This window comes from Rhodoferax sp. BLA1, from assembly GCF_013416775.1.
Lineage (GTDB): Bacteria > Pseudomonadota > Gammaproteobacteria > Burkholderiales > Burkholderiaceae_C > Rhodoferax.
On record NZ_SZVI01000009.1, the window covers coordinates 105,241 to 131,245 of the forward strand.

Here is a 26,005-nt window from a genome sequence, read left to right on the forward strand (position 1 = left end):
ATTCTTGAGTGGGATAGACCACCCGATAGGGAAAGTCCGTAGTGCGTTTTGAAATTCCCATATAGTTCCATTTTATATGGAACTATATTTAAATCAAGTACTAAACAGTTTTCCCTGTAGCATAAACTTCGTCGCTGATCAACAGTACGTTGGTCGGCGCCAGCAGCTTTTCCAGCTGCTGCATTTCCTGGGCGGACCAGGTGGTGCCGCTCGGGTTGTGCGGGCTGTTGATGAGGATGGCGCGGGTGCGTGGCGTCAGGGCTGCGGCAATCCGTTCAAAGTCGGGGTGAAACGTGCCCGGTGTCAAAGGCACGCGCACCACCACACCACCGGCGAGCTCGATGTTGGGCACATAACTGTCGTAACACGGCTCCAGCACAATCACCTCATCACCCGGGTGAACCACCGCAAGGATGGTGGTGAGAATCGCCTGTGTGGCCCCGGCTGTGATGGTGATTTCGCTGGCAGCCGAATAGGACCGGCCATACAATGCTTCCAACTTGGTAGCAACCGCTTCACGCAGCGCCGGCACACCGGCCATCGGCGGGTACTGGTTCAGGCCCTGCTGCATGGCCTGGGTGACGGCGTCCACCAGCGTGGGGTCACAGGCAAAGTCCGGGAAACCCTGGCCCAGGTTGACGGCATTTTTCTCAGAGGCCAGCGCAGACATGACGGTAAAGATGGTGGTGCCGACGTTGGGCAATCTGGAGATCAGGGTAGGGCAGGGCATGCTCAGAGTTCGTAGTCGTTGATGTGGCCGGTCATGGCACGTGCCACCAGGTGGCGATCGAGCCGGTTGCTCAGCAACTCGGCAAATTGGTAAACGTATTGGCGCAGGTAGGCACCCCGTTTGAAAGCCACCCGCGCCACGTTCTGGCCAAACAGGTGTCCAGCCGGTTTGATCACCAGTGCGCTGCTGCTGCCTTCTTCCAGCACGTCGCGCACTGACAACTCGGCGGCGATACCAATGCCCAGACCCAGGCGCACATAGGTTTTGATCACGTCCGAGTCAATCGCCTCCAACGCAATGCGGGGTTCGAGCTTGCGTGTGGCAAAAGCCCGGTCGATGCGGGTGCGCCCGCTGTACGAGGGATGGTAGGTCACCAGGGGTTCCCTGGCCACGTCTTCCAGGGTGATGTGCTCCTTGCCCGCCAAGGGGTGGCCTGCGGGCAGCACCAACACGTGTTGCCATTCATAACAGGGCAGGGTGACCAGCTCGTCGTGGTTGGCCAGTGACTCGGTGGCAATACCAATCTCGGCCACCTCGTCAATCACCATACGCGCCACCTGGTCGGGTGAACCCTGGTGCAGGCTGATGTTGACCTTGGGAAAGTTCTGGCGCAGCTTGGCCACCGGCTCGGGCAGGAAATAACGTGCCTGGGTGTGGGTGGTGGCAATCGACAGGGTGCCACTGTCACCCAGGCAGTGTTGTTCACCAATGCGCTTGAGGTTGCCCACCTCGCGCAGGATGATCTCAATGCTTTTGAGCACCTGCTGGCCGGGCTCTGTGACGCGTTTGAGTCGCTTGCCGTGTCGCGCAAAAATCTCGATGCCAAGCTCATCTTCGAGCTCAATGATGGCTTTGGACACACCTGGCTGGGAAGTGTGCAAGGCTTTGGCGGCTTCGGTGAGGTTGAGGTTACGCCGGACAGCCTCTTGGACAAATCGGAATTGGTGCAGGTTCATGGTGAGTTGTCCGCTATCGTCGCAGTACCAGCCAGGCAAATGCCGTCAGTGACAGCACCGAATAGATGATGCCGGGCACAGCCGCTGCCAGCCAGGGTTGCCAGTCTTGCAGGTTGCCGATAAAGCCAAACACATTGTTGAGCAAAAAGAAACTGATGCCCGCCATCACCCCACCAAAAACATAGGTGGCAATGCCGCCCGAGCGGAAGTGCAGGTATGCAAACGGCAAAGCCAGCACCACCATCACCAGGCAGCTCAGCGGATAAAACACCTTGCGCCAGAACTCGATTTCATAACGCTGGGCGGTTTGCTGGTTGGCTTGTAAATGCTGAATGTATTGAAACAGGTCATAGGTGTTCATGTGCTCGGGCTTGAGCAGGGCGGCCGACACCATTTCGGCACTGATGCTGTTGGGCCAGCGCATGGAGGGCAAGCTCAGGCGCGCGATTTCGCCACGGTCGGTATCACTGATGGTGAACTCGGTGCGGCTCACTTCATCAAGCAGCCAGGCATCGTCATCTTGAATGCGGGCAGACTTGCCCTGCGTCATCGAGGCCAGCATGCCGCGGTTATTGAACTCAAAAATCCGCACCGACAGCAGGCTGCCATCCGATGCCAGCTTGCCCACATTCACCGCATAAGTGCCATAGGCTTGTCTTTCCTTGAGCCAGGCACCGGTCTGGCCCACGGTGATGTGGCCGGTGTAACGCGCTTTCAGCAGCTGGGCGGCTCGGTCAGCTGCCGGGGAGGCGTAGTCACCTATCGCAAAAGTCAGCAGCACAAACCCCAGGCCCAGCGTCAACAGCGCTCGCAAAGCCCGCCACGGGTCTAGTCCGCTGGTGCGCAAAATGGTGTATTCGGAGCTCTGTGCCAGTCGTGCCATCACAAAAATGGTGCCAATCAGCACCGCAATCGGCATCAATTCATACAGATGGTTCGGAACCATCAGCACCACGTAGGTCAGGCCACGCAGCAGCGTGTAACCCTGGTCGGCGTACTGTGTCACCGCCTTGACTTCGGCAATGAAGTCGAAGAAGAAAAACAGCGACATAAAACCCAGCACCACAAAAAAAACGGCGCGGATCACCTCGTTGTAAAGAAGCCGTCTTAAGGTTCTCACCGGGCCACCTCCGGGCTGGCTGGACGGCCTGGGAACAGGTTTTTCCAATGCCAGTTGTTATGCCCTTTGGCCAACCACAGTGTGGCCAACACAAACACACTGCCATGCAGCAGCAACAAGTAACTGGTGAACGACAGCAGGCCCGCCGCGATCCAGCTTTGACCTAGTTTCAACAGGTTGAAATACACCACAAAGGTGAACAGGGCCAGCACCACGTTGGCACTTTTATTGGCTCGGGGGTTCACACTGGAGATCGCGACACCGATGATGACCAGGTTGATCGCGGCAAACATCAGCCCCAGGCGCCAAGACAGCTCTCCCAAATGCAAAGGCGTCAGGTTCTCCAGCAGTTCCACCGTGGTCAGTGTGTCCACCTCGGTGATGGCGTCGTAACCCGTCACATTGCTGCTGATTTTTGTGCCATACAGTTCGAAATCACTGACCTTCAGATTCTGGGCACCCACCGTGCTTTCAAGCCGTTGACCGTTGCTGAGCATCAAAAACTGTCCCTGCGGCAGCAACTCGATGCGACCGCTGCGCGCTGAGGTCACGGTTTCTTTGCCGCGCTCGGTCGAGGCAATAAACACATTCGAGCCCGTCACCTGTCCATCTGTGGCCTTTTCCACAAAAAAGACCCGGTTCCCGTTGCCAGACTCCTGAAACTGTCCGGGCTCCACACGGTCCAGATCACCACGCTGCTCATATTGGTCACGCAGGTTCTCGATGCGTTGGTTGGACCAGGGCAACACCAACAATGCCAATGCCGCCACCAGCGCAAACACCGGCCAGGAAAAGCGCATCAGGGGCGACAGCAAGGTGCTCAGACCCTTGCCGCTGCAAAACCAGATCACCATCTCACTCTCGCGGTACATGCGCGAGAGTGTCGCAATGATGGCAATGAACAGACTCATGGTCAGCAGGGTGGGCATATAGGCCAACACCGTGTAACCCATGACCAAGGTCACATCAGACGGGTTGAAGTTGCCGCGCGAGGCCTGGCCCAGCGTGCGGATCAGGGTCATGGTCATCACCACCGTGACGAGCACAACCAGCGTTGCGCCAAAACTGCGGGACAACTCTTTGCGTAAAGAGGAATGGAATAACATGGCGCTAAAGGAAACCTGCGATTATGAACTTTGCTCTCAAAACTCTGGACCCAGCCCGCCTCATCAGCGAAAAAACAGATGCATTATTGGTTTTTTTGACCACTGATTTCAAACCCGGCAAGGACGCCCTGTCTATTTTGCTGGCCCGTGTGCTCAAGTCGGGAGACCTGAGCGCCAAAGCCGGGCAAATGCTAGACATCTACCGACCCCAGGGCCTGGCCTGCACACGGCTGCTGCTGTTGCATGTGGGGGAGGGCGCTGCCGCCGACGTGCGCAAAACCGTGTCTGCAGCCTTTAGCCTGCTCAAGCCCTCTAAACCTAAGGGTGTAACGCTATTATTTCTCAAGCAACCTGCGGCCCAGGTCTTGCGGGTGGCGGTCACCACACTGGCCGATGCCAGCTATGCCTACACCGCCACAAAAACCAAGGCTGAGCCGCGAAGCCTGGAAAAAGTGGATGTTGTTGTGCCCGATGAGCCCGCCCTGCGTACCGACTTTGAGCGCGCGACGGCCGCAGTTGCCGGGATCGAGCTGGCCAAAGAGTGGGGCAACCGTCCCGCCAATTACGCCACACCCACCCATCTGGCCGTGGTGGCGCAAGCGCTGGCCGAGTTGCCCAAAATCAAATGTGACGTGCTCGGCCCCAAAGAGGTGGCCAAATTGGGCATGGGCGCTTTCCAGGCCGTGGCCCAGGGCTCTGACGAGCCCTTACGTTTCATCGTTTTGCGCTACAACGGTGCATCCAAGTCCACCGCACCGGTGGTGCTGGTCGGCAAGGGCATCACCTTTGACAGTGGCGGCATCTCCATCAAGCCTGCGGCCGAGATGGACGAGATGAAATTTGACATGTGTGGCGCCGCCAGCGTGCTCGGTGTGTTCCGTGCCCTGGCTGAGTTGCAACCTGGCATCAATGTTGTTGGCTTGATCCCCGCCTGTGAAAACCTGCCCAGCGGGCGCTCGGTCAAACCCGGTGACGTGGTCACCAGCATGGGGGGCCAAACCATCGAAATCCTCAACACCGACGCCGAAGGCCGGCTGGTCTTGTGTGACGCCCTCACGTATGCCGAGCGGTTTAAACCGCAAGCTGTCGTTGACATTGCCACCTTGACCGGCGCTTGTGTGATTGCGCTGGGCGCTGTGCGCAGCGGCATGTTCACCGCCAACCAGGCACTGTCTGCCGCCCTGGTGCAGGCAGGCGAGTCTTCTCAAGACCTGTGCTGGCCGATGCCGCTGGATGACGACTACGCCGAAGGCCTCAAAACCAGTTTTGCGGATGTGGCCAATGTGGGTGGGCGCCCAGGCGGCGCCATCACCGCTGCCAAGTTCTTACAACGGTTCACCGACAAGTTCCCGTGGGCTCACCTTGATATTGCTGGCACCGCGTGGAAAAGTGGTGCGGCCAAAGGTGCCACGGGTCGCCCGGTTGGTTTGCTGGTGGACTACCTCATGGCGCTTGACACGCGGGGCAAGCAGGCGTGAGCACAGCCGCCTTCCACTTCAACGTGGACAACCGCCTGCATTACACCTGCCGGTTGGTGCGCAAGGCGGTTGCAGCGGGCAATCGGCTGGTGGTGACCGGCTCGGACGACACCCTGGCGCAACTTGATCGTGATCTGTGGGCCTTGTCTGCCACCGAATTCCTGCCCCATTGCCACGGCGCTGACCCGGCACCGCTGGCACGCCGGTCACCGGTGTTGCTGTGTGAGTCGCTGGACGGTGTGGCGGTGCGAGATGTGCTGATCAATCTTGCCGAGTTGGTACCGCAGGGTGCCCAAGGGTTTGAGCGCGTGATCGAGGTTGTGACGGTCGACCCGCTCGAGCGAAGCCTGGCACGCCTGCGTTGGAAACACTACAGCCAGGCGGGTGTGAAGCTGGTCCAGCACGATCTTGGTCACAGGACAGCGCCGTGACTTCCCCTCCACGACCGCTGCCGCGTTTTATCCCGACCTTGACCGAGGTGGTCGACCCGGCCAGCCTCAACAGCACCGCGCGTCTGGTCAAACCCGAGGTCGAGACGCTGATCGACCAGGTGCAACGCCAAGTGCAACCGATTTTCGAGCGCAGGCTGCAAGAAGAGTTCGAACGCCTGGTGCGCAGCTTGGTGGCCAAACAATGGGATGACGTGCGCGCCAGACTGCAAAGCGAGATGGACATGATGGTCCGCCAATCGGTGCTGGACGCGTTAGACAAGCAATCTTCCCCAGACGCCACCAAGTGAGTTGGATCAAGGCCGCCAATTTATCTTGAGGATCTTGGTGTCTTCCCTATGAAGCTGGCGCAAAAATTGCTGTATTGTTGATGTTGCTGAATTATCCAATTCACAATTATTTTTAACCTGGAGTTGTCTATGCAGATGAAATTGAAGTTGACTGTTGCCGCAGCTATGGCTGCCGTTGCCGGTATTGCTCTTGCTCAAGAAGTGGTCAAAATTGGCCACGTGGCTCCCATGTCCGGTGGTCAAGCCCACTACGGCAAAGACAATGAAAACGGCGTGCGTATGGCCATTGAAGACCTGAATGCACAAAAAGTGGTCATCGGTGGCAAAACCATCAAGTTCGAAATTGCAGCTGAAGATGATGCGGCTGACCCAAAACAGGGCACGGCTGTTGCACAAAAACTGTGCGACGCCAAAGTCTCTGGCGTGGTTGGCCACTTGAACTCCGGCACAACCATCCCGGCTTCAAAAATTTATAACGACTGTGGTATCCCTCACGTCACAGGCGCTGCAACCAACCCCAACCTGACCAAGCCAGGTTACAAAACCACCTACCGCATCATTGCCAATGACAACGCTCTGGGCGCTGGCTTGGCGTTTTACGCAGCAGATACACTGAAACTCAAGAAAATCGCCGTGATTGATGACCGTACCGCCTACGGCCAAGGCGTTGCTGAAGTGTTTGCAAGAATTGCAAAAACCAAAGGCATCGAAATTGTTGATCAGCAATTCACCACCGACAAAGCCACCGACTTCATGGCCATTTTGACCGCCATCAAGTCCAAAAAGCCTGACGGTATTTTCTACGGCGGTATGGACGCACAAGCCGGTGCCATGCTGCGTCAGATGGACCAACTGGGTCTGTCCAGCGTCAAATTCTTTGGCGGTGATGGCATCTGCACCACCGAGATCGTCAAGATCGCATCGGGTGCCAAGAGCCTGGACGGCGTGATTTGTGCTGAGGGTGGTTCGTCCATCGCCAAAATGCCAGGCGGCACCGCCTGGAAGGCCAAGTACGATGCCAAATTCCCAGGTCAGTTCCAGATCTACAGCCCGTACACCTACGACGCAACCTTCGTTTTGGTAGACGCCATGAAGCGCGCCAACTCGACCGACCCCAAAGTGTATGTGCCGAAAATCATCGAAACCAATTACAAGGGTGTGACCGCGAACATCGCGTTTGAACCCTCTGGTGAGATGAAGAACCCCTCCATGACCTTGTCCACCTACAAGGACGGCAAGAAAGTTGCCCTGAACTGATCATTGAGATCACTCAAAAAGCCACCTTCGGGTGGCTTTTTCTTGGCTGCTTGTTTGCTGAAAGCCAAAACCGTGCTTTGTGTCGGCTAAAATAGCTGGCTCGGAGCGGTGGATGAGTGGTTTAAGTCACACGCCTGGAAAGCGTGCGGGGAGTAAAATCCCCCGGGGGTTCGAATCCCCCCTGCTCCGCCAGATAGTCAGACAAAAAAAGCGCCTTTTTAAAGGCGCTTTTTTTGTGTCAATCACCTAGCCCCTGGGGTTGGCGAGCAGGTGCCTGCACCACCGATGGCATGCGTGGCAAGGTCAGTGGCTTGGTCAGCACCTTGTTGATTTTTCTAAAGTTCTTGCTGCGAAGGTCTTGCGCCATCTCGTGTGAGGCATGCGCGCGAGCCGACGCGTAATCCTGCAGGGCTTCCAGTGTTCTGGCCGATGGCACCTCAGGTCCCGGGTTGGCTGCGTTCAGTTGTTCAAGACTGTTCAAGTAGACACGGGTCACCTGGCTGTCGATATTGCCCGCCAGCTCATCAAACGGCACACTTTGTTGCCGACCCTTCGCCAGAATCGCCCCCCAGCGCGCGCTTGCCAGTCGATCCGTCTTCAAGAACTGCTGTATGGCGGCCTGTGCCCGCAGTTCATTGCCCATCAGGTAACGCGGCTCGGGCAGTCGCTGCAGCAACACCGTCACCCCCACAAGCAGGCATACCACGGCCCACCAACGCTTTGGCACCGGGCTGCTGGTTGACAACCGGCGCGCCAGAAAACTGCCAAAAAGCGCCCCGCCAGCCAGCCCCCCCAGATGCGCTGCATTGTCAATACCACGTACCACCTGGCCCATCACCAGTGTCAGCACGGTAAAAATCACCGCTGCACCAAACACCCATTTGAACTCGCGCCGCTCCACCTGCCTGCGCTCGCGCACCAAAAACACCAGCAGCGCCCCATACAGCCCAAAAATCGCCCCCGACGCCCCGCCCGATACGGCCTGATTGCCCTGTACCACCAAAGACAACAGGTTGCCCAGCACACCGCCGCCCAAGTACAGCAGTAAAAATCGCCACCGCCCAAACAGGCGTTCCACCAGCCGCCCCACGTCCCACAGCGCCAGCATGTTCAGGCCCAGGTGCAATACCCCAAAGTGCACAAACATCGCGGTGACCAGTCGCCACCACTGGCCGTCTTGTGTGGCCGGGCCAAAATTGGCACCCCAGGCCAGCGGCACCGTGGTCGAGGTCTGCCACATACTGCCCCCAAAAGCCAGCATCAGGCCAAAAACGGCCAGGTTCAGCAGCAGCAAGCAGGTCGTCACTGGCACCTGCCCGGGGCGGCTGGCTATCAGCGCAGACAAATCCGGGTTTGTTGGGTTGGGGGCTTGTGCCGCAGAAGAGGGTGCGTTGTGGGTCATATCAGGCCACATTACAACGCATTGATATGTAGTCTTTGGGTGCTTGCTGCCTGCGGTGGATGCGTCGGTGCACGCTTTCAAGGAGAAGTCGTTTCCGATGCTTGAGATGCCGTGGCACTAGTTCCTGAATTTATAGCTTCTAGCCCTTGTTTTATAAGGGCTAGAGGTCAAAAACTATTGTGAATACCGCAGGCCGTCACGTTCCTGCGCTGTCTTATTTGTTGGTCTGAATCATCTTCATGGCAGAGGCCACCAGTGCAGACACTTCGGTCATGTTGCTGGGAATGATCAGCGTGGTGGTGGCGTCGGTTGCCACTCGGCCATAGGCCTCCACCGCTTTTTCGGCCACCTTGAGTTGCACCGCCTGTTCCCCGCCGGGCTGACGAATGGCGGCTGCCACGCGTTCAATCGCTTCAGCATTGGCCTGGGCCACCGCCAAAATGGCGGCTGCCTCACCCTGTGCGTTGTTGATGGCAGCTTGTTTTTCACCCTCGGAACGGGCAATGAAGGCCTCGCGTTCACCCGTGGCGATGTTAATCTGCTCTTGTCGGCGGCCTTCTGAGGCGGCGATCAAGGCGCGTTTTTCACGCTCGGCGGTGATTTGCTGCTGCATGGCGTGCAGGATTTCCTTGGGCGGGGTCAGGTCCTTGATCTCGTAACGCAACACCTTCACGCCCCAATTGAGGGCGGCTTCGTCAATGGCCTGCACCACCTGCGCGTTGATGATGTCGCGCTCCTCAAAGGTTTTGTCGAGTTCGAGCTTGCCAATCACCGAGCGCAAGGTGGTTTGTGCCAGTTGCGAAATGGCGGTGATGTAGTTGCTGGAGCCATAACTGGCGCGCATGGCGTCGGTCACCTGAAAGTACAGGATGCCGTCCACCTGCAGCTGGGTGTTGTCGCGGGTGATACAGACCTGGCTGGGGATGTCGAGGGGAATCTCTTTGAGCACGTGTTTGTAGGCCACCTTGTCGATGAAGGGCATCAGAAAGTTGAGCCCCGGTGTCAGGGTGCCGTTGTATTTGCCCAGACGTTCCACCACCCAGGCATGCTGCTGCGGCACCACTTTGATGGATTGCCAGACAAAGATGCCAGCGATAACAAACAAGATAACAGCGATTTCCATATCAGGCTCCAGAGGTAGATGTTCGGATTGTTTTCAAAATCAGTCGGCTGCCCACCACTTCAACAATGGTGTAGCGGCCTGGGGTGGTGGCCTCACCGGGCGCGAGGGCGGCGTCCCAGCGGGCGCCACGGTAGAACACGCTGCAAGTGCCGTCGTTGTGGAAGCTGTCCACCTGCACCGTTTCACCGATGTCCAGGTTGACATCCTGATTGGCGTTGGCCGGGGCGGCAGCGGGCTGCGACTTCTTGAGCAGCCGCCAGGCCAGGACCGACCCGCCGCCGGCCAGCGCGGCCGTCACCCATTGCCCAGTGAGCGCCAAGCCAAGGTGAGCGGACACAGCCGCTGCCGCCAGGCCCAGTGCCATCATCAGTAAATAAAACGTGCCAGTGACCAGTTCTGCAGCGACGAGTCCGCCTGCAGCCAGCCACCAAAGCGTCGAATCAGCCATCTGGGTTTCCTGTAGTGTTGTGACCACGCCATTTTCAGTTGAAAGCGTGGGCGGGTCATCAAATCCTGGGTTTTAGTCCTTACACTTCGCGCCAATTTGTTCAATTACGCCAGTCGCTGGAGCCCCGCCATGAAGTTTCGCTTTCCCATCGTCATCATCGACGAAGACTACCGCTCAGAAAACACCTCCGGTCTGGGGATTCGGGCGCTGGCTCAGGCAATTGAGTCTGAAGGCTCCGAGGTGCTCGGTGTCACCAGTTATGGCGACCTGAGCCAGTTTGCCCAGCAGCAAAGCCGCGCCAGCGCGTTCATCTTGTCGATTGACGACGAAGAGTTCACCCCGGGCCCCGAGCTGGACCCGGCGGTGGTGAACCTGCGCCACTTCATTGAGGAAGTGCGCCGCAAAAATCTGGATGTGCCGATCTACATCTATGGTGAGACCAAGACCAGCCGCCACCTGCCCAACGACATCCTGCGTGAGTTGCATGGTTTCATCCACATGTTTGAGGACACGCCCGAGTTTGTGGCGCGTCACATCATCCGTGAGGCCAAGAGTTACCTCGAAGGGGTGCAGCCACCGTTTTTCAAAGCCTTGCTGGACTACGCCGAAGACGGCTCGTACTCCTGGCACTGCCCGGGGCATTCGGGCGGTGTGGCCTTCCTGAAAAGCCCGGTGGGCCAGATGTACCACCAGTTTTATGGTGAAAACATGTTGCGCGCCGACGTCTGCAACGCGGTGGAAGAGCTGGGCCAGTTGTTGGATCACGACGGCGCCATTGGCAAAAGTGAACGCAATGCGGCGCGTATCTTCAACGCCGACCACTGCTTTTTTGTCACCAACGGCACCTCGACCTCCAACAAGATGGTTTGGCACCACACCGTGGCGCCCAACGATGTGGTGGTGGTGGACCGCAACTGCCACAAGTCGATCCTGCACGCCATCATCATGACCGGTGCCATTCCGGTGTTTCTGAAACCCACGCGCAACCACTTTGGCATCATCGGCCCGATCCCCAAAAGCGAGTTTGAGCCGTCCACCATCAAGGCCAAGATCAAGGCCAACCCGCTGGTCAAGGAACACCTGCCCGACGTGGATGTGGACCTGATCAAACCGCGCGTGTTGACGCTGACGCAATCCACCTACGACGGTGTGCTCTACAACACCCAGACTGTCAAAAACATGCTGGACGGCTACGTGGAAAACATCCATTTTGACGAAGCCTGGCTGCCGCATGCGGCGTTCCACCCGTTTTATGGCTCCTACCACGCCATGGGCAAACACCGGCCTCGGCCCAAACATGCCATGGTGTATGCCACGCAATCGATCCACAAGCTGCTGGCAGGCATCAGCCAGGCCAGCCATGTGCTGGTGCAGGATTCCCAAACGGTCAAGCTGGACAAACACCTGTTCAACGAGGCCTACCTGATGCACACCTCTACCTCCCCGCAGTACAGCATCATTGCCAGCTGCGACGTGGCCGCCGCCATGATGGAGCCGCCCGGTGGCACCGCGTTGGTCGAGGAAAGCATTGCCGAGGCGCTGGACTTCCGCCGCGCCATGCGCAAGATCGATGAAGAGTACGGTGACGACTGGTGGTTCAAGGTCTGGGGCCCGGACAAACTGACCGAAGAAGGTATTGGCCGCGCCGACGACTGGATCATCAAGGGTGAGTCGCGCACCAACAAGAGTGGTGTCAACTGGCACGGCTTTGGCAAGATGGCAGCGGGCTTCAACATGCTCGACCCGATCAAGTCGACCATCGTCACGCCGGGTATGGATCTGAACGGCAAATTTGCCAAAACCGGCATCCCGGCCAGCATCGTCACCAAGTTCCTGGCGGAACACGGTGTGGTGGTGGAAAAGACCGGGCTTTACAGCTTTTTCATCATGTTCACCATCGGCATCACCAAGGGCCGCTGGAACAGCATGCTGACCGCGCTGCAGCAGTTCAAGGACGATTACGCCAAAAACCAGCCAATGTGGCGCATCCTGCCCGAGTTTTGCCAGAAACACCCCAAGTACGAAAACATGGGCTTAGCCGACCTGTGCCAGCACATCCACCAGCTGTATGCCAAGTACGACATCGCCCGGCTGACCACCGACATGTACCTGAGCGACCTCACGCCAGCCATGAAACCGAGCGACGCCTACGCCCACATTGCGCTTCGCAAGACCGAGCGGGTTGAGATTGACCACTTGGAAGGCCGCATCACCGTGGGCCTGGTGACACCGTACCCACCGGGCATTCCGCTGCTGATCCCGGGTGAGGTGTTCAACAAGAAGATCGTGGACTATTTGAAGTTCTCACGCGAGTTCAACGCGCAGTGCCCGGGTTTTGAGACCGACATCCACGGCTTGGTGGAAGAGCTGGGGGCGGATGGCCAGGTGCGCTACTTTGCGGACTGTGTGAAGTCCTGAGTTGCGGTCGTGATCATCTGAAATTGATAGCTGCTAGCCCTTATTGCATAAGGGCTAGCGCCTGATTTGACTTTAAGCGCCGGATTCAACCACCGCCACGGCAGTCTGGCTGACGCCGCAGTCCACGTACGAGATCTGTCCGGTCATGCCCGAGGACAGGTCGCTGAGCAAGAACGCGGCGACGTTGCCGACCTCGTCAATCGTCACATTGCGCTTGAGTGGGGAGGCCGAGGCAGAAATACCCAGCAGCTTGCCAAAGTCCTTGATGCCGCTGGCGGCCAACGTCTTGATGGCGCCTGCGCTCAGGCCGTTGACACGGATGCCTTTGGCACCCACAGCATCGGCCAGGTAACGCACCGAGGATTCGAGCGAAGCCTTGGCCAGACCCATGGTGTTGTAGCTGGGCACCACACGCACACCACCCAGGTAGGTCAGGGTCAGCAAAGACGAGGTGTCGTTCAGGTAGGGCAGGGCCGCCTTCGCCATGGCCGGGAAGCTGTAGGCGCTGATGTCGTGGGCGATACGGAAGTTCTCACGCGTCAGACCATCAAGGAAGTTGCCTGCGATGGCTTCGCGCGGGGCGTAACCGATGCTGTGGACAAAACCGTCGAACTTGGGCCAGTGGACGGCCAGGTCGGTGAACAGCTTCTCGATTTGGGCATCGTCAGCCACATCGCAATCAAAAATCAGTTTGGAGTCAAAGTCTGCCGCAAACTCGGTGATGCGGTCTTTGAAACGTTCACCCACGTAGCTGAACGCCAGCTCGGCGCCTTGTGCGTGGCAGGCCTTGGCAATGCCATAGGCGATGGAGCGGTTGGACAACACACCGGTGATCAACAATTTTTTGCCTGTCAGGAATCCCATTTCGACCTCTTCAATTTTTCTTGCTGCTGGAAAACACTGCAAACCGCACCCTTGAATGGGCCGACGAAACTGCAGTGACAGATGATGCAGAATTGTCGCATGCGTTGCCTTCTGTTTTTTGTGTGCCTGACTTGGATCAACCCGCTGTGGGCCGCGCATGGATACGCCCTGTGGGGCGATTTGAAATATCCGGCGGGTTTTACCCACTTCGACTATGTCAACCCGGACGCGCCCAAAGGCGGTGAGCTGCGGCTGGTCAGCAACCTGCGCGTCTCCACCTTTGACAAGTACAACCCGTTCACTATCAAGGGCAATGCACCGGCTTATCTATCTGACCTGATGTTTGACAGCCTGCTGGCCGGTTCTTCCGACGAGACCGGCTCGGGTTACGGACTGCTGGCCCAGGATGTGACGGTGTCGCCGGACGGGCTGAGCGTCACCTTCCAACTGCGCCCGCAGGCACGTTTTCACAATGGCGACCCGGTGTTGGCCCGCGATGTGGCCTTCAGTTTTGAGACGCTGATGGGCCCCTACACCTCGCCCGCGTACAAAACGGTGCTGAGCGATGTGGCGGGTCTCGATGTGCTGGACGAGTCCACCGTGCGTTACCGCTTCAAGAAGCCCAACCGGGAATTGCCGCTGACGGTGGGCAGCCTGCCGGTGTTCAGCCACGCCTGGGGCATGGCAGGCGGCAAGGCCAAGCGGTTTGACGAGATCGTGACCGACACACCCATTGGTAGCGGCCCCTACAAAATCGGCCCGGTGCGTTTTGGCAAAGACATCACCTACATGCGTGACCCCAACTACTGGGCCAAAGACCTCAATGTGCGCCGGGGCACCGCCAACTTTGACCGCATCACCGTCAAGATTTACAAGGACAGCACGGCGCGGCTGGAGGCGCTCAAAGCGGGCGAGTTTGATTTGATGCGGTTTTTCTCGGCGGGAGACTGGGCGCGCCGTCTTTACGGCAAACGTTTTGATACCGGTGAACTGGTCAAGAAGGAATACGCGCACCACTTGCCCACCGGGTTTCAGAGTTATGTGCTCAACACCCGGCGCGAGTTGTTCAAGGATGTGCGGGTGCGCCAGGCGCTGGGGCTGGCGATGGATTTTGAATGGATGAGCCGACAGCTGTTTTACGGCGCCTACCAGCGGGTCAACGGCCTGTTTGGCAACACCGACTGCGCCGCCAGTGGCCTGCCCAGCCCTGAGGAGCTGGCTTTGCTGACGCCCTGGCGCCAGCAGGTACCCGAAACGGTGTTTGGCCCGATGGCTCTGCCACCCAACACCGATCCGCCATCTTCGCTGCGCGCCAACCTGCGCCAGGCGCAGGCTTTGTTGAAGGCGGCGGGCTGGGAATACCGCGACGGTGCTTTGCGCAACGCCCAGGGCCGGGCTTTTGAGATGGAGTTTCTGGACAGCAACGAAGGCAGTGTGCGGGTGGTGTCACCCTGGGCACGTAACCTCGAAAAACTCGGCATCACACTCAAATTCCGGCCGGTGGACTTTGCGCTGTACCAGCAGCGACTGCAGAAATTCGAGTTCGACATGAGCTCCATCGCTTATGCCGGCACCAACAACCCTGGGCAGGAGTTTGCTGACATGTTTGGCTCCAAGGCGGCTGACCAGGAAGACTCTGGCAACATGACGGGCATGAAAAACCCCGCCGTGGACGCCCTGATCAGCCAGATGACCGCTGCCAAGACCAAGGCGCAGCTCTTGCCCGCCTGCCGCGCGCTGGAGCGGGTGATCACCCACAGCCATGTCTTGATTCCGCAGTGGTCAGCCAACACCCACCGCATGGTGTTCAACAGCTGGCGGCTGGACCAGCCGCCCGTCATGCCGCCTTATGCCCAGGGTGAAGGTTGGGCGATTGACACCTGGTGGGCTAAAAGATGAACACCCCCGTTGCTTGCTCGCTTCGCGTAGCCGCATCCCCCCTCAAGGGGGCAACACCGGTGGCCCGGCTAAGCCGGTTCCACGGTGTTTCTGGCTTTTGCGCTGTAGCAGGCCTGCACCAACTGATGGCACGGTACTGATATGTGGCTCTACATCCTCAAACGCCTGCTGTTGATGGTCCCCACCTTGCTGGGGGTGCTGTTGATCACTTTTGTGGTGATCCAGTTTGTGCCCGGTGGCCCGGTGGAGCAGTACCTGGCCGAGGCCAAAGCGGGCGTGGGCAAAGGCGCGGTGGCCGAAGGAGGGGGCTTGAGTTACCGTGGCGCGCAGGGGGTGGACCCCAAACGCATTGAACAGATCAAGGCGCTGTACGGCTTTGACAAACCTGCACACGAGCGCTTCGTTCAGATGCTGGGCCAGTTTGCCCGGTTCGATTTGGGCCGAAGTTTTTTCCAGAACAAAAGTGTGGCGGATCTCATCTGGGAGAAATTGCCGGTATCGATCAGTCTGGGCTTGTGGACGTTTTTCATCAGTTACCTGATTGCGGTGCCGCTGGGTGTGGCCAAGGCAGTGCGTGCCGGCTCCAAGTTTGATCTGGTCACCACGCTGCTGGTGCTGGTGGGCTACGCGATACCCGGTTTTGTGCTGGGGGTGGCGCTGCTGGTGATTTTTGGGGGCCAGTTGCAATGGTTCCCCCTGCGCGGCCTGACCAGCAGCAATTGGGATGAACTGACTTGGGGTGCACGTATCGTGGATTACCTGTGGCACATCGCGCTGCCGGTCACTGCGATGGTGCTGGGCAGTTTTGCGGTGACCACCATGCTGACCAAAAATGCGTTTTTGGAAGAAATCCGCAAACAATACGTGATCACCGCCCGCGCCAAGGGTCTCAGTGAACGTCAGGTGTTGTGGAAACACGTGTTCCGCAACGCGCTGATCCCGATCGTGACCGGCTTTCCAGCGGCCTTCATCGGTGCATTTTTCACCGGCTCGCTGTTGATCGAAACCCTGTTTTCACTCGACGGCCTGGGGCTGCTGAGTTACGAGAGTGTCATCCGGCGTGATTACCCCGTGGTGCTGGGCACGCTGTATTTCTTCACGCTGATTGGTCTGGTGACCAAGCTGGTCAGCGATTTGTCTTATGTTTGGGTGGACCCGCGTGTCAAATTTGACTGAGCCTGTCGCCAAATCGCCCAGCCCAGGTAAGCGCGCCTGGTTGCGCTTCAAACGCAACCGGCTGGGCTTCTGGAGCCTGATCCTTTTTTGTACGCTGGTGCTGTTGAGCCTGTTTGCCGAGGTGATCAGCAACGACCGGCCGCTGCTGGTGCGCTATCAGGGTGAGTTGTATGTGCCGGTGCTCAAGGACTACTCCGAGAAGACCTTTGGGGGCGACTTTGAGGCCAGCACCGACTATCTGGACCCGTTCATCCGCGAGCGCTTGAGTTCCAACGGCAACTGGGCGCTGTTTGCCCTCAACCCGTATGGCCCCAAAACGCTGAATTACTTTGCCAAAGCACCCAACCCGTCCGGGCCAACGCGCGAGAACTGGCTGGGCACCGACGACCGGGGTCGCGATCTGCTGGCGCAGCTGATCTACGGTTTTCGGGTGAGTGTTTTGTTTGCGCTGGCCCTCACGGCGATTGGCACCGTGCTGGGCATCATCACCGGGGCGATCCAGGGTTTTTTTGGGGGCAAAACAGACCTAGCTTTTCAGCGTTTTATCGAGATCTGGGGTTCGATGCCCGAGTTGTACCTGCTGATCATTTTCAGTGCGGTGTTTGCGCCCAGCCTGGCGCTGCTGCTGGTGCTGCTGAGTCTGTTTGGCTGGATGGGCCTGTCAGATTATGTGCGCGCCGAGTTTTTGCGCAACCGCCAGCTTGACTACGTGCGTGCCGCGCGTTCGCTGGGGGTGAGCAACTGGCACATCATCACCCGGCACCTGCTGCCCAACAGCATGACGCCGGTGGTGACATTTTTGCCGTTTCGCATGAGTGGTGCCATTTTGGCGCTGACCTCGCTCGATTTTCTGGGTCTTGGTGTGCCGCCGGGTACCCCGTCGCTGGGGGAGTTGTTGTCGCAAGGCAAAAACAACATCGACGCTTGGTGGATTTCGCTGTTCACCTTTGTCGTGCTGGTGGTCACGCTGCTGCTGCTGACCTTCATGGGCGACGCGCTGCGTGATGCGTTGGACCCGCGCAAGGCGGACGTATGAGCAGCAACGCCACACCCTTGCTCAGCGTGCACGACCTGTCGGTGTCTTTTGGTACCCACACGGTCGTGCATAACATCAGTTTTCACATCAACGCTGGTGAAAAGCTGGCCTTGGTGGGTGAGTCCGGCTCGGGCAAGACGGTGTCGGCGTTGAGCCTGCTGCGCCTGGTGGCTAATGCCAAAATCACCGGCCGGGCCTTGTTTAATAGGGGTGATTTGCTCTCATTACCAGAGCGCGAGTTACGGATCATCCGGGGCCAGGACATCGCCATGATTTTTCAGGAGCCGATGACGGCGCTGAACCCGCTGATGAGTGTGGGCGACCAGATTGCCGAGGTCATTGCCCTCAAACAGGGGCTAGCCCAGGTGAAATGTGCGCAGCTAGCTATTGATTTGTTAGCAGAAACCGGCATTGAGGAGCCGCAGCGGCGCTACCTGGCCTACCCGCACCAGCTCAGCGGCGGGCAGCGCCAGCGCGCCGTGATTGCGATGGCGCTGGCCTGCCAGCCGAAATTGCTGCTGGCGGATGAGCCCACCACCGCGCTCGATGTGAGCCTGCGCGGCCAGATTCTGGACCTGCTGGACCGCCTGCAGCGCGAGCGTGGCATGGCGGTGCTGATGATCACGCATGATCTGAACCTGGTGCGCCGGTTTGCCGACCGTGTGGTGGTGATGGAGCAGGGGCACATCGTGGAGCAGGGCAGCACAGCAGCCTTGTTTGCACAGCCGCAACACCCTTACACGCAGCGTCTGATGGCCAGCCGCCCAGAGCGTGATCCGCTGGCCAGCAACGCGGTTGCCAGCGAAGCTGACCCCGTCATGGTGGCCCAGGGCCTGCGTGTGACTTACCCGACACACTTGCCGGGCCTGAGAGGCTGGTTCAAGCGCGGCGAGTTTGTGGCGGTGCAGGGGGCCGATTTCAGCTTGTTGCCTGGCCAGACACTTGGCGTGATGGGAGAGTCCGGATCTGGCAAGTCCACACTGGCCTTGGCGGTGCTGGGTTTGCTGCCCAGCCAGGGGCGGTTGAGTGTGGCGGGTGGCCGTTGGGGCGCCACCGGCGCGGGTGACAAAGCCTTGCGTCGGCAGATTCAGGTGGTGTTTCAGGACCCGTTCTCATCGCTGTCACCCCGCATGACGGTGGAAGACATCGTGGGTGAAGGTTTGGGTGTGTTTGAGCCCCTGACGTCGCCAGAGCAACGCCGTTCACGTGTTGTGCAAGCACTACACGATGTGGGGCTGGATCGGGACACCACGGGCTCGCTCAGCACCTTGCTCGGGCGCTACCCGCATGAGTTCTCGGGTGGCCAACGTCAGCGCTTGGCGATTGCGCGTGCGCTGATCATCCAGCCGCAGGTTCTGGTGCTGGATGAGCCCACCAGTGCGCTGGATGTGACGGTGCAAAAGCAGGTGTTGCAACTGCTGCAGCGACTGCAACGCGAACGTGGTTTGAGCTACCTGCTGATCACCCACGATGTGGCGGTGATCCGAGCCATGGCGCACACGGTGCTGGTGATGAAAACAGGGCAGGTGCTTGAATCGGGGCCGGTGGAGACCGTGCTGAGCCAGCCAAACCACGCCTACACCCGGATTTTGGTGCGTGCAGCGGATTAAAGCGTTAAAAATCAAAGCTTTTCAGACATTTTTCAGGTACAATCCGTCGCTTCACGACCAAACGGGCGAGTCACTTCCGCCCGTTTTTTTTGGTCGATTGTTTTTGGGTGCATTGCGGCTTTATCTGGGGTTTTGGTGGCGCTAAAAGAAATCGTTGAACAAACTGTCATTGGCTTGGGTTATGACCTGGTGGAGATTGACCGCTCTGCCGGTGGTTTGCTGCGCGTCACGATCGACTTGCCCTGGGTGCCGCCGGTTGACGGTGTGACTGCTTCAGAGCAGTTTGTCACGGTGGAGGATTGTGAAAAAGTCACCCGCCAGTTGCAGTTCGCACTGGAAGTGGATGCCATTGAGTACAAGCGGTTGGAGGTCTCCTCGCCGGGGATTGATCGGCCATTGCGGCATCAGCAAGATTTTGAGCGTTTTGTGGGTCAGGTGATTGACATCACCCTCAAGGCGCCTTTGGGTGTGGCTGCTGCTGGACAGGTGAGCGCCAATCGCAAAAAATTTCGGGGTGTGCTGGAGTTGGCAGAGCAGATGCCGGGTGCTGATGCGCCAAGTGTGGGTTGCTGGCAGATTGTCTGGCGTGATGAGCCCGAGGTGAAGCCGGGAGCCAAAGTCAGCAAAAAGCGGCCATTGGCGCCGCTGCAGGCTCTGGGTTTTACGCTGGATGAGTTGCGGGATGCCCGTTTGGCGCCCATCGTCAGCTTCAAAGGCCGGGGACACACCGGTGGGGCTGAAGTTGGTGGCGAAGAATTTGAATCGAATTGAAACAGGAGACTCATGGCATGAATCGCGAAATGTTAATGTTGGTAGACGCCATTTCACGTGAGAAAAACGTGGAACGTGACGTGGTGTTTGGCGCGGTTGAGGCGGCGCTGGCCCAGGCCACAAAGAAGCTTTACGCGGGCGATGTGGATATTCGTGTGTCCCTGAATCGTGATACCGGTGTCTATGAGACCTTCCGGCGCTGGCACGTGGTGCCCGATGAGGCTGGTTTGCAACTGCCCGACCAGGAAATTTTGCTGTTTGAGGCGCTTGAGCAGATTCCTGACATCGAGGTGGATGAGTACATTGAAGAGACCATCGAGTCGGTGCCGATTGGCCGTATTGGCGCGATGGCTGCCAAGCAGGTCATCCTGCAAAAAATCCGCGATGCCGAGCGCGAAATGTTGCTCAACGACTTCATGTCGCGTGGTGACAAGATTTTTGTGGGCACCGTCAAACGCATGGATAAGGGTGACCTGATTGTGGAATCGGGTCGTGTGGAAGGCCGTTTGCGACGTGGCGAGATGATCCCCAAAGAAAATTTCCGCACTGGCGACCGGGTGCGCGCCATGATCATGGAAGTGGATCTGACCCTGCGTGGTGCGCCCATTGTGCTGTCGCGTTCGGCGCCTGAGTTCATGGTTGAACTGTTCCGCAACGAAGTGCCCGAGATCGAGCAGGGTCTGCTGGAGATCAAATCCTGCGCCCGTGATGCTGGTTCTCGCGCCAAGATAGCGGTGCTCTCGCATGACAAGCGTGTTGACCCCATTGGCACCTGTGTGGGTGTGCGTGGTACCCGTGTCAACGGTGTGACCAATGAGCTCGCTGGTGAACGTGTGGACATCGTGCTGTGGAGCGAAGACCCGGCCCAGTTCGTGATTGGTGCCCTGGCGCCTGCCAATGTGACCAGCATCGTGGTGGACGAAGAGCGTCACGCCATGGATGTGGTGGTGGACGAGGAAAACCTGGCGATTGCCATTGGTCGGGGTGGTCAGAACGTGCGCCTGGCCTCCGAGTTGACCGGCTGGAAGATCAATATCCTCGACGCCGCTGAGTCGGCCGAAAAGCAAGCCCATGAAGTGGACGCCAGCCGTGCCTTGTTCATGGAAAAGCTCGATGTGGACGAGGAAATTGCCGACTTGCTGATTGCCGAAGGTTTCATCAGCCTGGAACAGGTGGCTTATGTGCCGCTTGAAGAAATGCTGGAAATTGAGAGCTTTGACGAAGACACCGTCAACGAGTTGCGGACCCGCGCCAAAGATGCTTTGTTGACGATGGAAATCGCCAACGAGGAAAATGTCGAGAAGGTGGCAACCGAGCTGGCTGATCTGGAGGGGCTCTCTGCGGAACACATCAGCAAGCTGGCCGACAATGGCATCCATACGCTGGATGACTTTGCCGACCTGGCGGTCGATGAACTCACTGACATCACGGGGCAATCTGAAGAGGCTGCGACCGCGATGATTATGAAAGCACGTGCGCACTGGTTTTCCGGTGATGCAGCGTCTCAAGCGTCTTGAATCATGAATACAAAGTTTCAGTAAAGGCTGGCTGCCGCCCTTCGGGTGGCTTCAGCCGAAACTAAAGGTTACCCCACAAATGTCCAGTATGACCGTCGCCGAGTTCGCAAACGAACTCAAAAAATCTCCCGACACCTTGCTCGAGCAACTGAAGTCGGCTGGCGTGGCTAAAGCAGCCCCGACTGACACCCTCACAGAGGCTGACAAACAACGCCTGTTGGGGTTTCTTCAAACCGCCCACGGGACAGCATCGGCTGAGCGCAAAAAGATTACCCTGGTTAAGAAATCGACCACCGAAATCAAGCAAGCTGATGCCACCGGCAAGGCACGCACCATCCAGGTGGAGGTGCGCAAGAAGCGGACCTTTGTGCGTCGTGACGAGCCACTGGAGACGACGGGAGTCGCTGCGCCACGTGAGGAACAAGACGACACACCCGACACCACTGAGCCATTGATTGACCAGGCTGAATTGGCCCGCCGCGAAGAAGAGGCGCGACGTCAGGCAGAACTGATTCGCCGCCAGGAAGAAGAACTGGCAGAACGTCGCCGCCAACGTGAGGCGCTGGAAGCTGCTGCCCGTGAAGCGGCCGAAAAAGCGGCAGCGCAAGCTGCTCTGGAACTGGCTGCGCGTCAGAAGGCTCAGGCAGAACAGGCAGCGAAGGCACCGGTAGTCACATCGGCGCCGGTTGAGACGACCAGCGCCCAGTCCAAAGCCGTGGCGGTTGAGAAAGCCGCTGCCGAACAGCAATTGCAAGCCCAGGCCCAGGCCAAAGAAAAAGCCGCTGCCGAGTCGCAGACCCGTGCTGCCGAAGAAGCCGCGCGCGCTGTTGACCTGACCGAGCGTCGCCGCAAGGCCGAAGCCGAGGCCGCTGCCATCCGTTTGATGATGTCGCAGCCTGGCAAGAAGCTGCCGCCCAAAAAAGAAGAGCCACCCAAGCCTGCGCCCGAAGCGGCCAAGGCTGGCATCAAGGGCACCCTGCACAAACCTGCAGGCAGCCCAGCCGCCAAACCGGCGACACCGGCTGCGCCAGGGACGGCCGCCGCTGGTGCTGGCAAAGAGGTGAAATCAGCCAAATTGTCCAGCAGCTGGGCAGGCGATCCGGCCAAGAAAAAAGGCATTCCGACCCGTGGAGACACCGGTGCTGGCGCTGGTCGCAGCAGCAACTGGCGCGGAGGCCCACGTGGCCGTCGCGGCAGCAATGACCGTGATCGTGACGACCATCACACCCAAGCTGCCCCGGTCGAGGCGCGCGTGCTGGAAGTGCATGTGCCTGAAACCATCACCGTGGCCGAGTTGGCGCACAAGATGGCGGTCAAGGCCTCTGAGGTGATCAAACACCTGATGAAGCTGGGCCAGATGGTCACCATCAACCAGCCGCTGGACCAAGACACCGCGATGATTTTGGTCGAAGAAATGGGTCACAAGGCGATTGTGGCGGCGCTAGATGATCCGGAAGCCTTCACCGATGATGAAGTCTCCCTGCAACAAGCCGAATCTCTGCCGCGTGCACCTGTGGTGACCGTCATGGGCCACGTTGACCACGGCAAGACCTCCTTGCTGGATTACATTCGCCGCACCAAGGTGGCCTCGGGTGAAGCCGGTGGCATCACCCAGCACATTGGCGCCTACCATGTGCAAACCGCCCGTGGTGTGGTGTCCTTCCTTGATACCCCGGGTCACGAGGCGTTTACCGCCATGCGTGCCCGTGGTGCTCAAGCCACCGACATCGTGATTCTGGTGGTGGCTGCGGACGACGGTGTCATGCCGCAAACCAAAGAAGCCATCAAACATGCCAAAGCTGCGGGTGTGCCAATTGTGGTGGCGATCACCAAGGCCGACAAACCCGATGCCAACCCGGAACGTGTCAAAAACGAGCTGGTGGTGGAAGATGTGATCCCCGAAGATTTTGGTGGTAGTTCGCCGTTTGTGGCGGTCTCGTCCAAGACGGGCCTCGGTATTGACGAGTTGCTGGAACAAGTGTTGTTGCAAGCCGAAGTGCTGGAATTGAAGGCCCCGGTGGATGCCATGGCCAAGGGCCTGGTCATCGAAGCGCAGCTGGACAAGGGCCGCGGCCCGGTGGCCACTGTGTTGGTGCAAAGCGGTACGCTCAAAACCGGCGATGTGGTGCTGGCTGGCCAGACCTTTGGTCGCGTGCGTGCCATGCTGGATGAAAACGGCAAAACCATCAAGACGGCAGGTCCGTCGATCCCGGTTGAAATCCAGGGTCTGACCGAAGTGCCCCAGGCCGGTGATGAATTCATGGTGTTGTCGGACGAGCGCCGTGCCCGTGAAATCGCCACCTACCGTGCTGGCAAGTTCCGCCACACCAAACTGGCCAAACAACAAGCCGCCAAGCTCGAGAACATGTTCACCGACATGACAGCGGGCGAGGTCAAGATGGTGCCGATCATCGTCAAGGCTGACGTACAAGGTTCGCAGGAAGCTTTGGCGCAGTCGCTGCTCAAGCTCTCCACCGACGAAATCAAGGTGCAACTGGTGTACGCCGCTGTGGGTGGCATCAGCGAGTCCGACGTCAATCTGGCGATTGCGGCAAAGGCGGTCATCATCGGCTTCAACACCCGTGCTGATGCCGGTGCGCGCAAACTGGCCGAAAACAACGGCGTGGACATCCGCTACTACGACATCATTTACGACGCCGTGGACGACCTGAAACTGGCCATGTCGGGCATGCTGACACCGGACAAGAAGGAAGAAATCATTGGTACCGCCGAAATTCGCCAGATTTTCAAGGTCTCCAAGATTGGTTCCATCGCGGGTTGTATGGTTACCTCCGGTATTGTTCGCCGCAGCGCGCGTTTGCGCCTGTTGCGTCAAAACACGGTCATCTACACCGGCGAACTCGAATCGCTCAAGCGTTTCAAGGACGACGCCAAGGAAGTGCGCGAAGGCTTCGATTGCGGCTTGAACATCAAGAACTACAACGACATCCAAGAAGGTGACGTGCTGGAGTTCTTCGAGATCCGCGAAGTGGCGCGTACGCTGTAAAACTGACAAGAGATCAACGTGCGTCAAAAAGCAGCTGCTCCCAACCGCGCCTTCAAGGTGGCCGACCAGATCCAGCGGGATCTGACCGAACTGATCGCGCGCGAGTTGAAAGACCCGCGTGTGGGCATGGTGACGCTTCAGGGCGTTGAGGTCACTCCCGACTACGCCCACGCCAAGGTGTTTTTCAGCCTGCTAGCGGGTGACGTGAAAGCGTGTACCGAAGGTTTGAACCAGGCTGCGGGTTTTCTGCGCGCCGGCCTGTTCAAGCGCCTGCATATCCACACGGTGCCCACGCTGCACTTTGTTTATGACCAGACCCCTGAGCGTGCTGCGGACATGAACGCGCTGATTGCGCGCGCGGTGGCTTCCCGGGTCAAGGACGACTGAGCTCATATGAATGCGCCACGAGCACGGGTTGCCAGGCGCCCCGTGCATGGGGTGCTACTGCTGGACAAGCCATTGGGCTGGTCCAGCAACGATATTTTGCAGAAGGTGAAATGGCTGTTGCGCGCCGAAAAAGCGGGCCACACCGGTACGCTGGACCCTTTGGCCAGCGGGGTGTTGCCCCTGTGTTTCGGCGCAGCCACCAAGTTCAGCCAATTGCAGCTGGATGCGGACAAAACGTATGAAGCGGTGATGTGCCTGGGTGTCAAAACCAGCACCGCCGATGCGGAAGGGGATGTGATCGAAACCCGCCCGGTGGCCGTGTCGCCAGAGGATGTGGCGCGGGTAGCGGCGCAGTTCACCGGCCCCATCAGCCAGGTGCCACCAATGCACAGTGCCTTGAAGAAAGATGGCAAGGCGCTGTACGAGTATGCCCGCGCCGGGATCGAGATTGAACGGGCGCCTCGCCAAGTGCAGATTTACAAGCTAAATATGGCTCTAGCCCTTACAGATAAAGGGCATAGTGCTATTGATCTGGAAGTGAAGTGCAGCAAAGGCACCTACATCCGCACCCTCGGTGAAGACCTGGGTGAGGCTCTGGGATGCGGCGCTCATCTGAGCGCCTTGCGCCGGGTGGCAACCGGTGGCTACACCGCTGCCCAGTGTGTCACGCTGGCGGCGCTGGAAGCCATGACTGAGGAAGATCGCCTGAGATGCCTGTTGCCGGTGTCGTCCTTGTTGCCGGATCACACCGTGGTCATGTTGGACAAGGAGAATGCCGCCAGGTTTTCAAGCGGTTTGCGGCGCCGGGGCTCCTGGCCGGATGCAGCGCAGGTAGCGGTTTATGCAGAAAATGGCCAGGTGTTGCTGGGGACAGCACAGGTGGTGGCCGGTGAATTGATCCCCGGGCGCTTGTTGAGCCCGATTGAAATTGAACAGATGACTCAAGCTATTTAAGAAAGTG

General features: G+C 58.6%; 21 protein-coding genes, 1 tRNA gene and 2 pseudogenes. 16 read left to right on the forward strand and 8 right to left on the reverse strand.

The genetic code is table 11. The annotated features are described in order from the left end of the window. Window positions 1–100: 100 nt before the first annotated feature. From FDG13_RS09040 to lptF, 4 genes are read right to left on the reverse strand one after another with little or no spacing between them, the layout of a single operon-like run. On the reverse strand, window positions 101–730 hold the full coding sequence (locus FDG13_RS09040) for an aminotransferase class I/II-fold pyridoxal phosphate-dependent enzyme (protein WP_255435177.1): 630 nt from the start codon (window positions 728–730) through the stop codon (window positions 101–103). Between the two features lie 2 nt (window positions 731–732). Continuing rightward, window positions 733–1,686 carry a CysB family HTH-type transcriptional regulator gene (locus tag FDG13_RS09045; RefSeq protein WP_180126890.1) on the reverse strand — a complete coding sequence of 318 codons (954 nt, stop codon included), beginning with the start codon at window positions 1,684–1,686 and terminating at the stop codon, window positions 733–735. 13 nt (window positions 1,687–1,699) lie between these two features. Then, window positions 1,700–2,806, reverse strand: a complete 1,107-nt coding sequence (gene lptG / locus FDG13_RS09050; protein ID WP_180126892.1) for an LPS export ABC transporter permease LptG — start codon at window positions 2,804–2,806, stop codon at window positions 1,700–1,702. Then, entirely contained in the window at window positions 2,803–3,912 is a 1,110-nt protein-coding gene (gene lptF, locus FDG13_RS09055) for an LPS export ABC transporter permease LptF (protein WP_180126894.1), read from the reverse strand. The genes lptG and lptF overlap by 4 nt, the downstream gene beginning before the upstream one ends. 23 nt (window positions 3,913–3,935) lie before the next feature. On the opposite strand from lptF, the gene FDG13_RS09060 reads away from it, so the two are divergent. The 5 genes from FDG13_RS09060 (at window position 3,936) to FDG13_RS09080 (ending at window position 7,578) form a co-directional block, all read left to right on the forward strand. Then, window positions 3,936–5,390, forward strand: coding sequence for a leucyl aminopeptidase (locus FDG13_RS09060; RefSeq protein ID WP_180126896.1), 1,455 nt, complete (start codon window positions 3,936–3,938; stop codon window positions 5,388–5,390). Continuing rightward, complete coding sequence (locus tag FDG13_RS09065) at window positions 5,387–5,821, forward strand: DNA polymerase III subunit chi (RefSeq protein WP_180126898.1); 435 nt, start codon at window positions 5,387–5,389, stop codon at window positions 5,819–5,821. The genes FDG13_RS09060 and FDG13_RS09065 overlap by 4 nt, the downstream gene beginning before the upstream one ends. Beyond that, on the forward strand, window positions 5,818–6,129 hold the full coding sequence (locus FDG13_RS09070) for a hypothetical protein (protein WP_180126900.1): 312 nt from the start codon (window positions 5,818–5,820) through the stop codon (window positions 6,127–6,129). The genes FDG13_RS09065 and FDG13_RS09070 overlap by 4 nt, the downstream gene beginning before the upstream one ends. 129 nt (window positions 6,130–6,258) lie before the next feature. Next, window positions 6,259–7,386: a branched-chain amino acid ABC transporter substrate-binding protein gene (locus FDG13_RS09075; protein ID WP_180126902.1), complete on the forward strand. Its 1,128-nt coding sequence runs from the start codon at window positions 6,259–6,261 to the stop codon at window positions 7,384–7,386. A 102-nt stretch (window positions 7,387–7,488) separates the two neighbouring features. Continuing rightward, a tRNA-Ser gene (locus tag FDG13_RS09080) sits at window positions 7,489–7,578 on the forward strand. A 46-nt stretch (window positions 7,579–7,624) separates the two neighbouring features. Here the strand turns inward: FDG13_RS09080 and FDG13_RS09085 are convergent. The 3 genes from FDG13_RS09085 to FDG13_RS09095 all read right to left on the reverse strand — a co-directional run bounded on the left by FDG13_RS09085 (window position 7,625) and on the right by FDG13_RS09095 (window position 10,359). Further along, complete coding sequence (locus tag FDG13_RS09085; RefSeq protein ID WP_180126904.1) at window positions 7,625–8,788, reverse strand: rhomboid family intramembrane serine protease; 1,164 nt, start codon at window positions 8,786–8,788, stop codon at window positions 7,625–7,627. Between the two features lie 214 nt (window positions 8,789–9,002). After that, window positions 9,003–9,911 carry an SPFH domain-containing protein gene (locus tag FDG13_RS09090; RefSeq protein ID WP_180126906.1) on the reverse strand — a complete coding sequence of 303 codons (909 nt, stop codon included), beginning with the start codon at window positions 9,909–9,911 and terminating at the stop codon, window positions 9,003–9,005. Between the two features lies 1 nt (window position 9,912). Continuing rightward, the gene (locus tag FDG13_RS09095; protein WP_180126908.1) at window positions 9,913–10,359 is read right to left on the reverse strand and encodes an NfeD family protein; all 447 of its coding nucleotides are present in this window, start codon (window positions 10,357–10,359) and stop codon (window positions 9,913–9,915) included. A 129-nt stretch (window positions 10,360–10,488) separates the two neighbouring features. Here FDG13_RS09095 and FDG13_RS09100 point away from each other — a divergent pair, with 129 nt between their 5' ends. Then, window positions 10,489–12,777 carry an arginine/lysine/ornithine decarboxylase gene (locus tag FDG13_RS09100; protein ID WP_180126910.1) on the forward strand — a complete coding sequence of 763 codons (2,289 nt, stop codon included), beginning with the start codon at window positions 10,489–10,491 and terminating at the stop codon, window positions 12,775–12,777. 72 nt (window positions 12,778–12,849) lie between these two features. On the opposite strand, the gene fabI is transcribed toward FDG13_RS09100, so the two are convergent. Continuing rightward, window positions 12,850–13,641 carry an enoyl-ACP reductase FabI gene (fabI, locus tag FDG13_RS09105; RefSeq protein WP_180126912.1) on the reverse strand — a complete coding sequence of 264 codons (792 nt, stop codon included), beginning with the start codon at window positions 13,639–13,641 and terminating at the stop codon, window positions 12,850–12,852. 99 nt (window positions 13,642–13,740) lie between these two features. Here fabI and FDG13_RS09110 point away from each other — a divergent pair, with 99 nt between their 5' ends. The 10 genes and pseudogenes from FDG13_RS09110 (at window position 13,741) to truB (ending at window position 25,998) form a co-directional block, all read left to right on the forward strand. Further along, the gene (locus FDG13_RS09110) at window positions 13,741–15,540 is read left to right on the forward strand and encodes an extracellular solute-binding protein (protein WP_255435178.1); all 1,800 of its coding nucleotides are present in this window, start codon (window positions 13,741–13,743) and stop codon (window positions 15,538–15,540) included. A gap of 141 nt (window positions 15,541–15,681) precedes the next feature. Further along, the gene (locus FDG13_RS09115) at window positions 15,682–16,716 is read left to right on the forward strand and encodes a microcin C ABC transporter permease YejB (protein ID WP_180126914.1); all 1,035 of its coding nucleotides are present in this window, start codon (window positions 15,682–15,684) and stop codon (window positions 16,714–16,716) included. Continuing rightward, on the forward strand, window positions 16,682–17,752 hold the full coding sequence (locus FDG13_RS09120) for an ABC transporter permease (RefSeq protein WP_180126916.1): 1,071 nt from the start codon (window positions 16,682–16,684) through the stop codon (window positions 17,750–17,752). The genes FDG13_RS09115 and FDG13_RS09120 overlap by 35 nt, the downstream gene beginning before the upstream one ends. Then, window positions 17,749–19,362: an ABC transporter ATP-binding protein gene (locus FDG13_RS09125; RefSeq protein ID WP_180126918.1), complete on the forward strand. Its 1,614-nt coding sequence runs from the start codon at window positions 17,749–17,751 to the stop codon at window positions 19,360–19,362. Before FDG13_RS09120 ends, FDG13_RS09125 begins: the two co-directional genes overlap by 4 nt. A 135-nt stretch (window positions 19,363–19,497) precedes the next feature. Beyond that, window positions 19,498–20,133, forward strand: a complete 636-nt coding sequence (rimP, locus tag FDG13_RS09130) for a ribosome maturation factor RimP (RefSeq protein WP_180126920.1) — start codon at window positions 19,498–19,500, stop codon at window positions 20,131–20,133. 17 nt (window positions 20,134–20,150) lie between these two features. After that, the gene (gene nusA / locus FDG13_RS09135) at window positions 20,151–21,650 is read left to right on the forward strand and encodes a transcription termination factor NusA (protein ID WP_078365617.1); all 1,500 of its coding nucleotides are present in this window, start codon (window positions 20,151–20,153) and stop codon (window positions 21,648–21,650) included. A 79-nt stretch (window positions 21,651–21,729) separates the two neighbouring features. Further along, window positions 21,730–22,030, forward strand: a pseudogene (locus FDG13_RS21365) (translation initiation factor IF-2 associated domain-containing protein); the annotation flags it as partial. A gap of 68 nt (window positions 22,031–22,098) precedes the next feature. After that, window positions 22,099–24,657: pseudogene (infB, locus tag FDG13_RS09140) on the forward strand (translation initiation factor IF-2); the annotation flags it as partial. 18 nt (window positions 24,658–24,675) lie between these two features. Further along, the gene (gene rbfA / locus FDG13_RS09145; protein WP_078365619.1) at window positions 24,676–25,044 is read left to right on the forward strand and encodes a 30S ribosome-binding factor RbfA; all 369 of its coding nucleotides are present in this window, start codon (window positions 24,676–24,678) and stop codon (window positions 25,042–25,044) included. Between the two features lie 6 nt (window positions 25,045–25,050). Then, window positions 25,051–25,998 (forward strand): tRNA pseudouridine(55) synthase TruB, encoded by a 948-nt coding sequence (gene truB, locus FDG13_RS09150; RefSeq protein ID WP_180126925.1) that lies wholly within the window; start codon window positions 25,051–25,053, stop codon window positions 25,996–25,998. Window positions 25,999–26,005 lie beyond the last annotated feature (7 nt).

What these genes read in the sequence shown, in the direction of transcription:
- FDG13_RS09040 (WP_255435177.1), bottom strand. Translation starts at nt 730, where the DNA reads ATGCCCTGCCCTACCCTGATCTCCAGATTGCCCAACGTCGGCACCACC.
- FDG13_RS09045 (WP_180126890.1), bottom strand. Translation starts at nt 1,686, where the DNA reads ATGAACCTGCACCAATTCCGATTTGTCCAAGAGGCTGTCCGGCGTAAC.
- lptF (WP_180126894.1), bottom strand. Translation starts at nt 3,912, where the DNA reads ATGTTATTCCATTCCTCTTTACGCAAAGAGTTGTCCCGCAGTTTTGGC.
- FDG13_RS09060 (WP_180126896.1), top strand. Translation starts at nt 3,936, where the DNA reads ATGAACTTTGCTCTCAAAACTCTGGACCCAGCCCGCCTCATCAGCGAA.
- FDG13_RS09075 (WP_180126902.1), top strand. Translation starts at nt 6,259, where the DNA reads ATGCAGATGAAATTGAAGTTGACTGTTGCCGCAGCTATGGCTGCCGTT.
- FDG13_RS09085 (WP_180126904.1), bottom strand. Translation starts at nt 8,788, where the DNA reads ATGACCCACAACGCACCCTCTTCTGCGGCACAAGCCCCCAACCCAACA.
- FDG13_RS09090 (WP_180126906.1), bottom strand. Translation starts at nt 9,911, where the DNA reads ATGGAAATCGCTGTTATCTTGTTTGTTATCGCTGGCATCTTTGTCTGG.
- FDG13_RS09095 (WP_180126908.1), bottom strand. Translation starts at nt 10,359, where the DNA reads ATGGCTGATTCGACGCTTTGGTGGCTGGCTGCAGGCGGACTCGTCGCT.
- FDG13_RS09100 (WP_180126910.1), top strand. Translation starts at nt 10,489, where the DNA reads ATGAAGTTTCGCTTTCCCATCGTCATCATCGACGAAGACTACCGCTCA.
- fabI (WP_180126912.1), bottom strand. Translation starts at nt 13,641, where the DNA reads ATGGGATTCCTGACAGGCAAAAAATTGTTGATCACCGGTGTGTTGTCC.
- FDG13_RS09110 (WP_255435178.1), top strand. Translation starts at nt 13,741, where the DNA reads ATGCGTTGCCTTCTGTTTTTTGTGTGCCTGACTTGGATCAACCCGCTG.
- FDG13_RS09115 (WP_180126914.1), top strand. Translation starts at nt 15,682, where the DNA reads ATGTGGCTCTACATCCTCAAACGCCTGCTGTTGATGGTCCCCACCTTG.
- FDG13_RS09120 (WP_180126916.1), top strand. Translation starts at nt 16,682, where the DNA reads ATGTTTGGGTGGACCCGCGTGTCAAATTTGACTGAGCCTGTCGCCAAA.
- FDG13_RS09125 (WP_180126918.1), top strand. Translation starts at nt 17,749, where the DNA reads ATGAGCAGCAACGCCACACCCTTGCTCAGCGTGCACGACCTGTCGGTG.
- nusA (WP_078365617.1), top strand. Translation starts at nt 20,151, where the DNA reads ATGAATCGCGAAATGTTAATGTTGGTAGACGCCATTTCACGTGAGAAA.
- truB (WP_180126925.1), top strand. Translation starts at nt 25,051, where the DNA reads ATGAATGCGCCACGAGCACGGGTTGCCAGGCGCCCCGTGCATGGGGTG.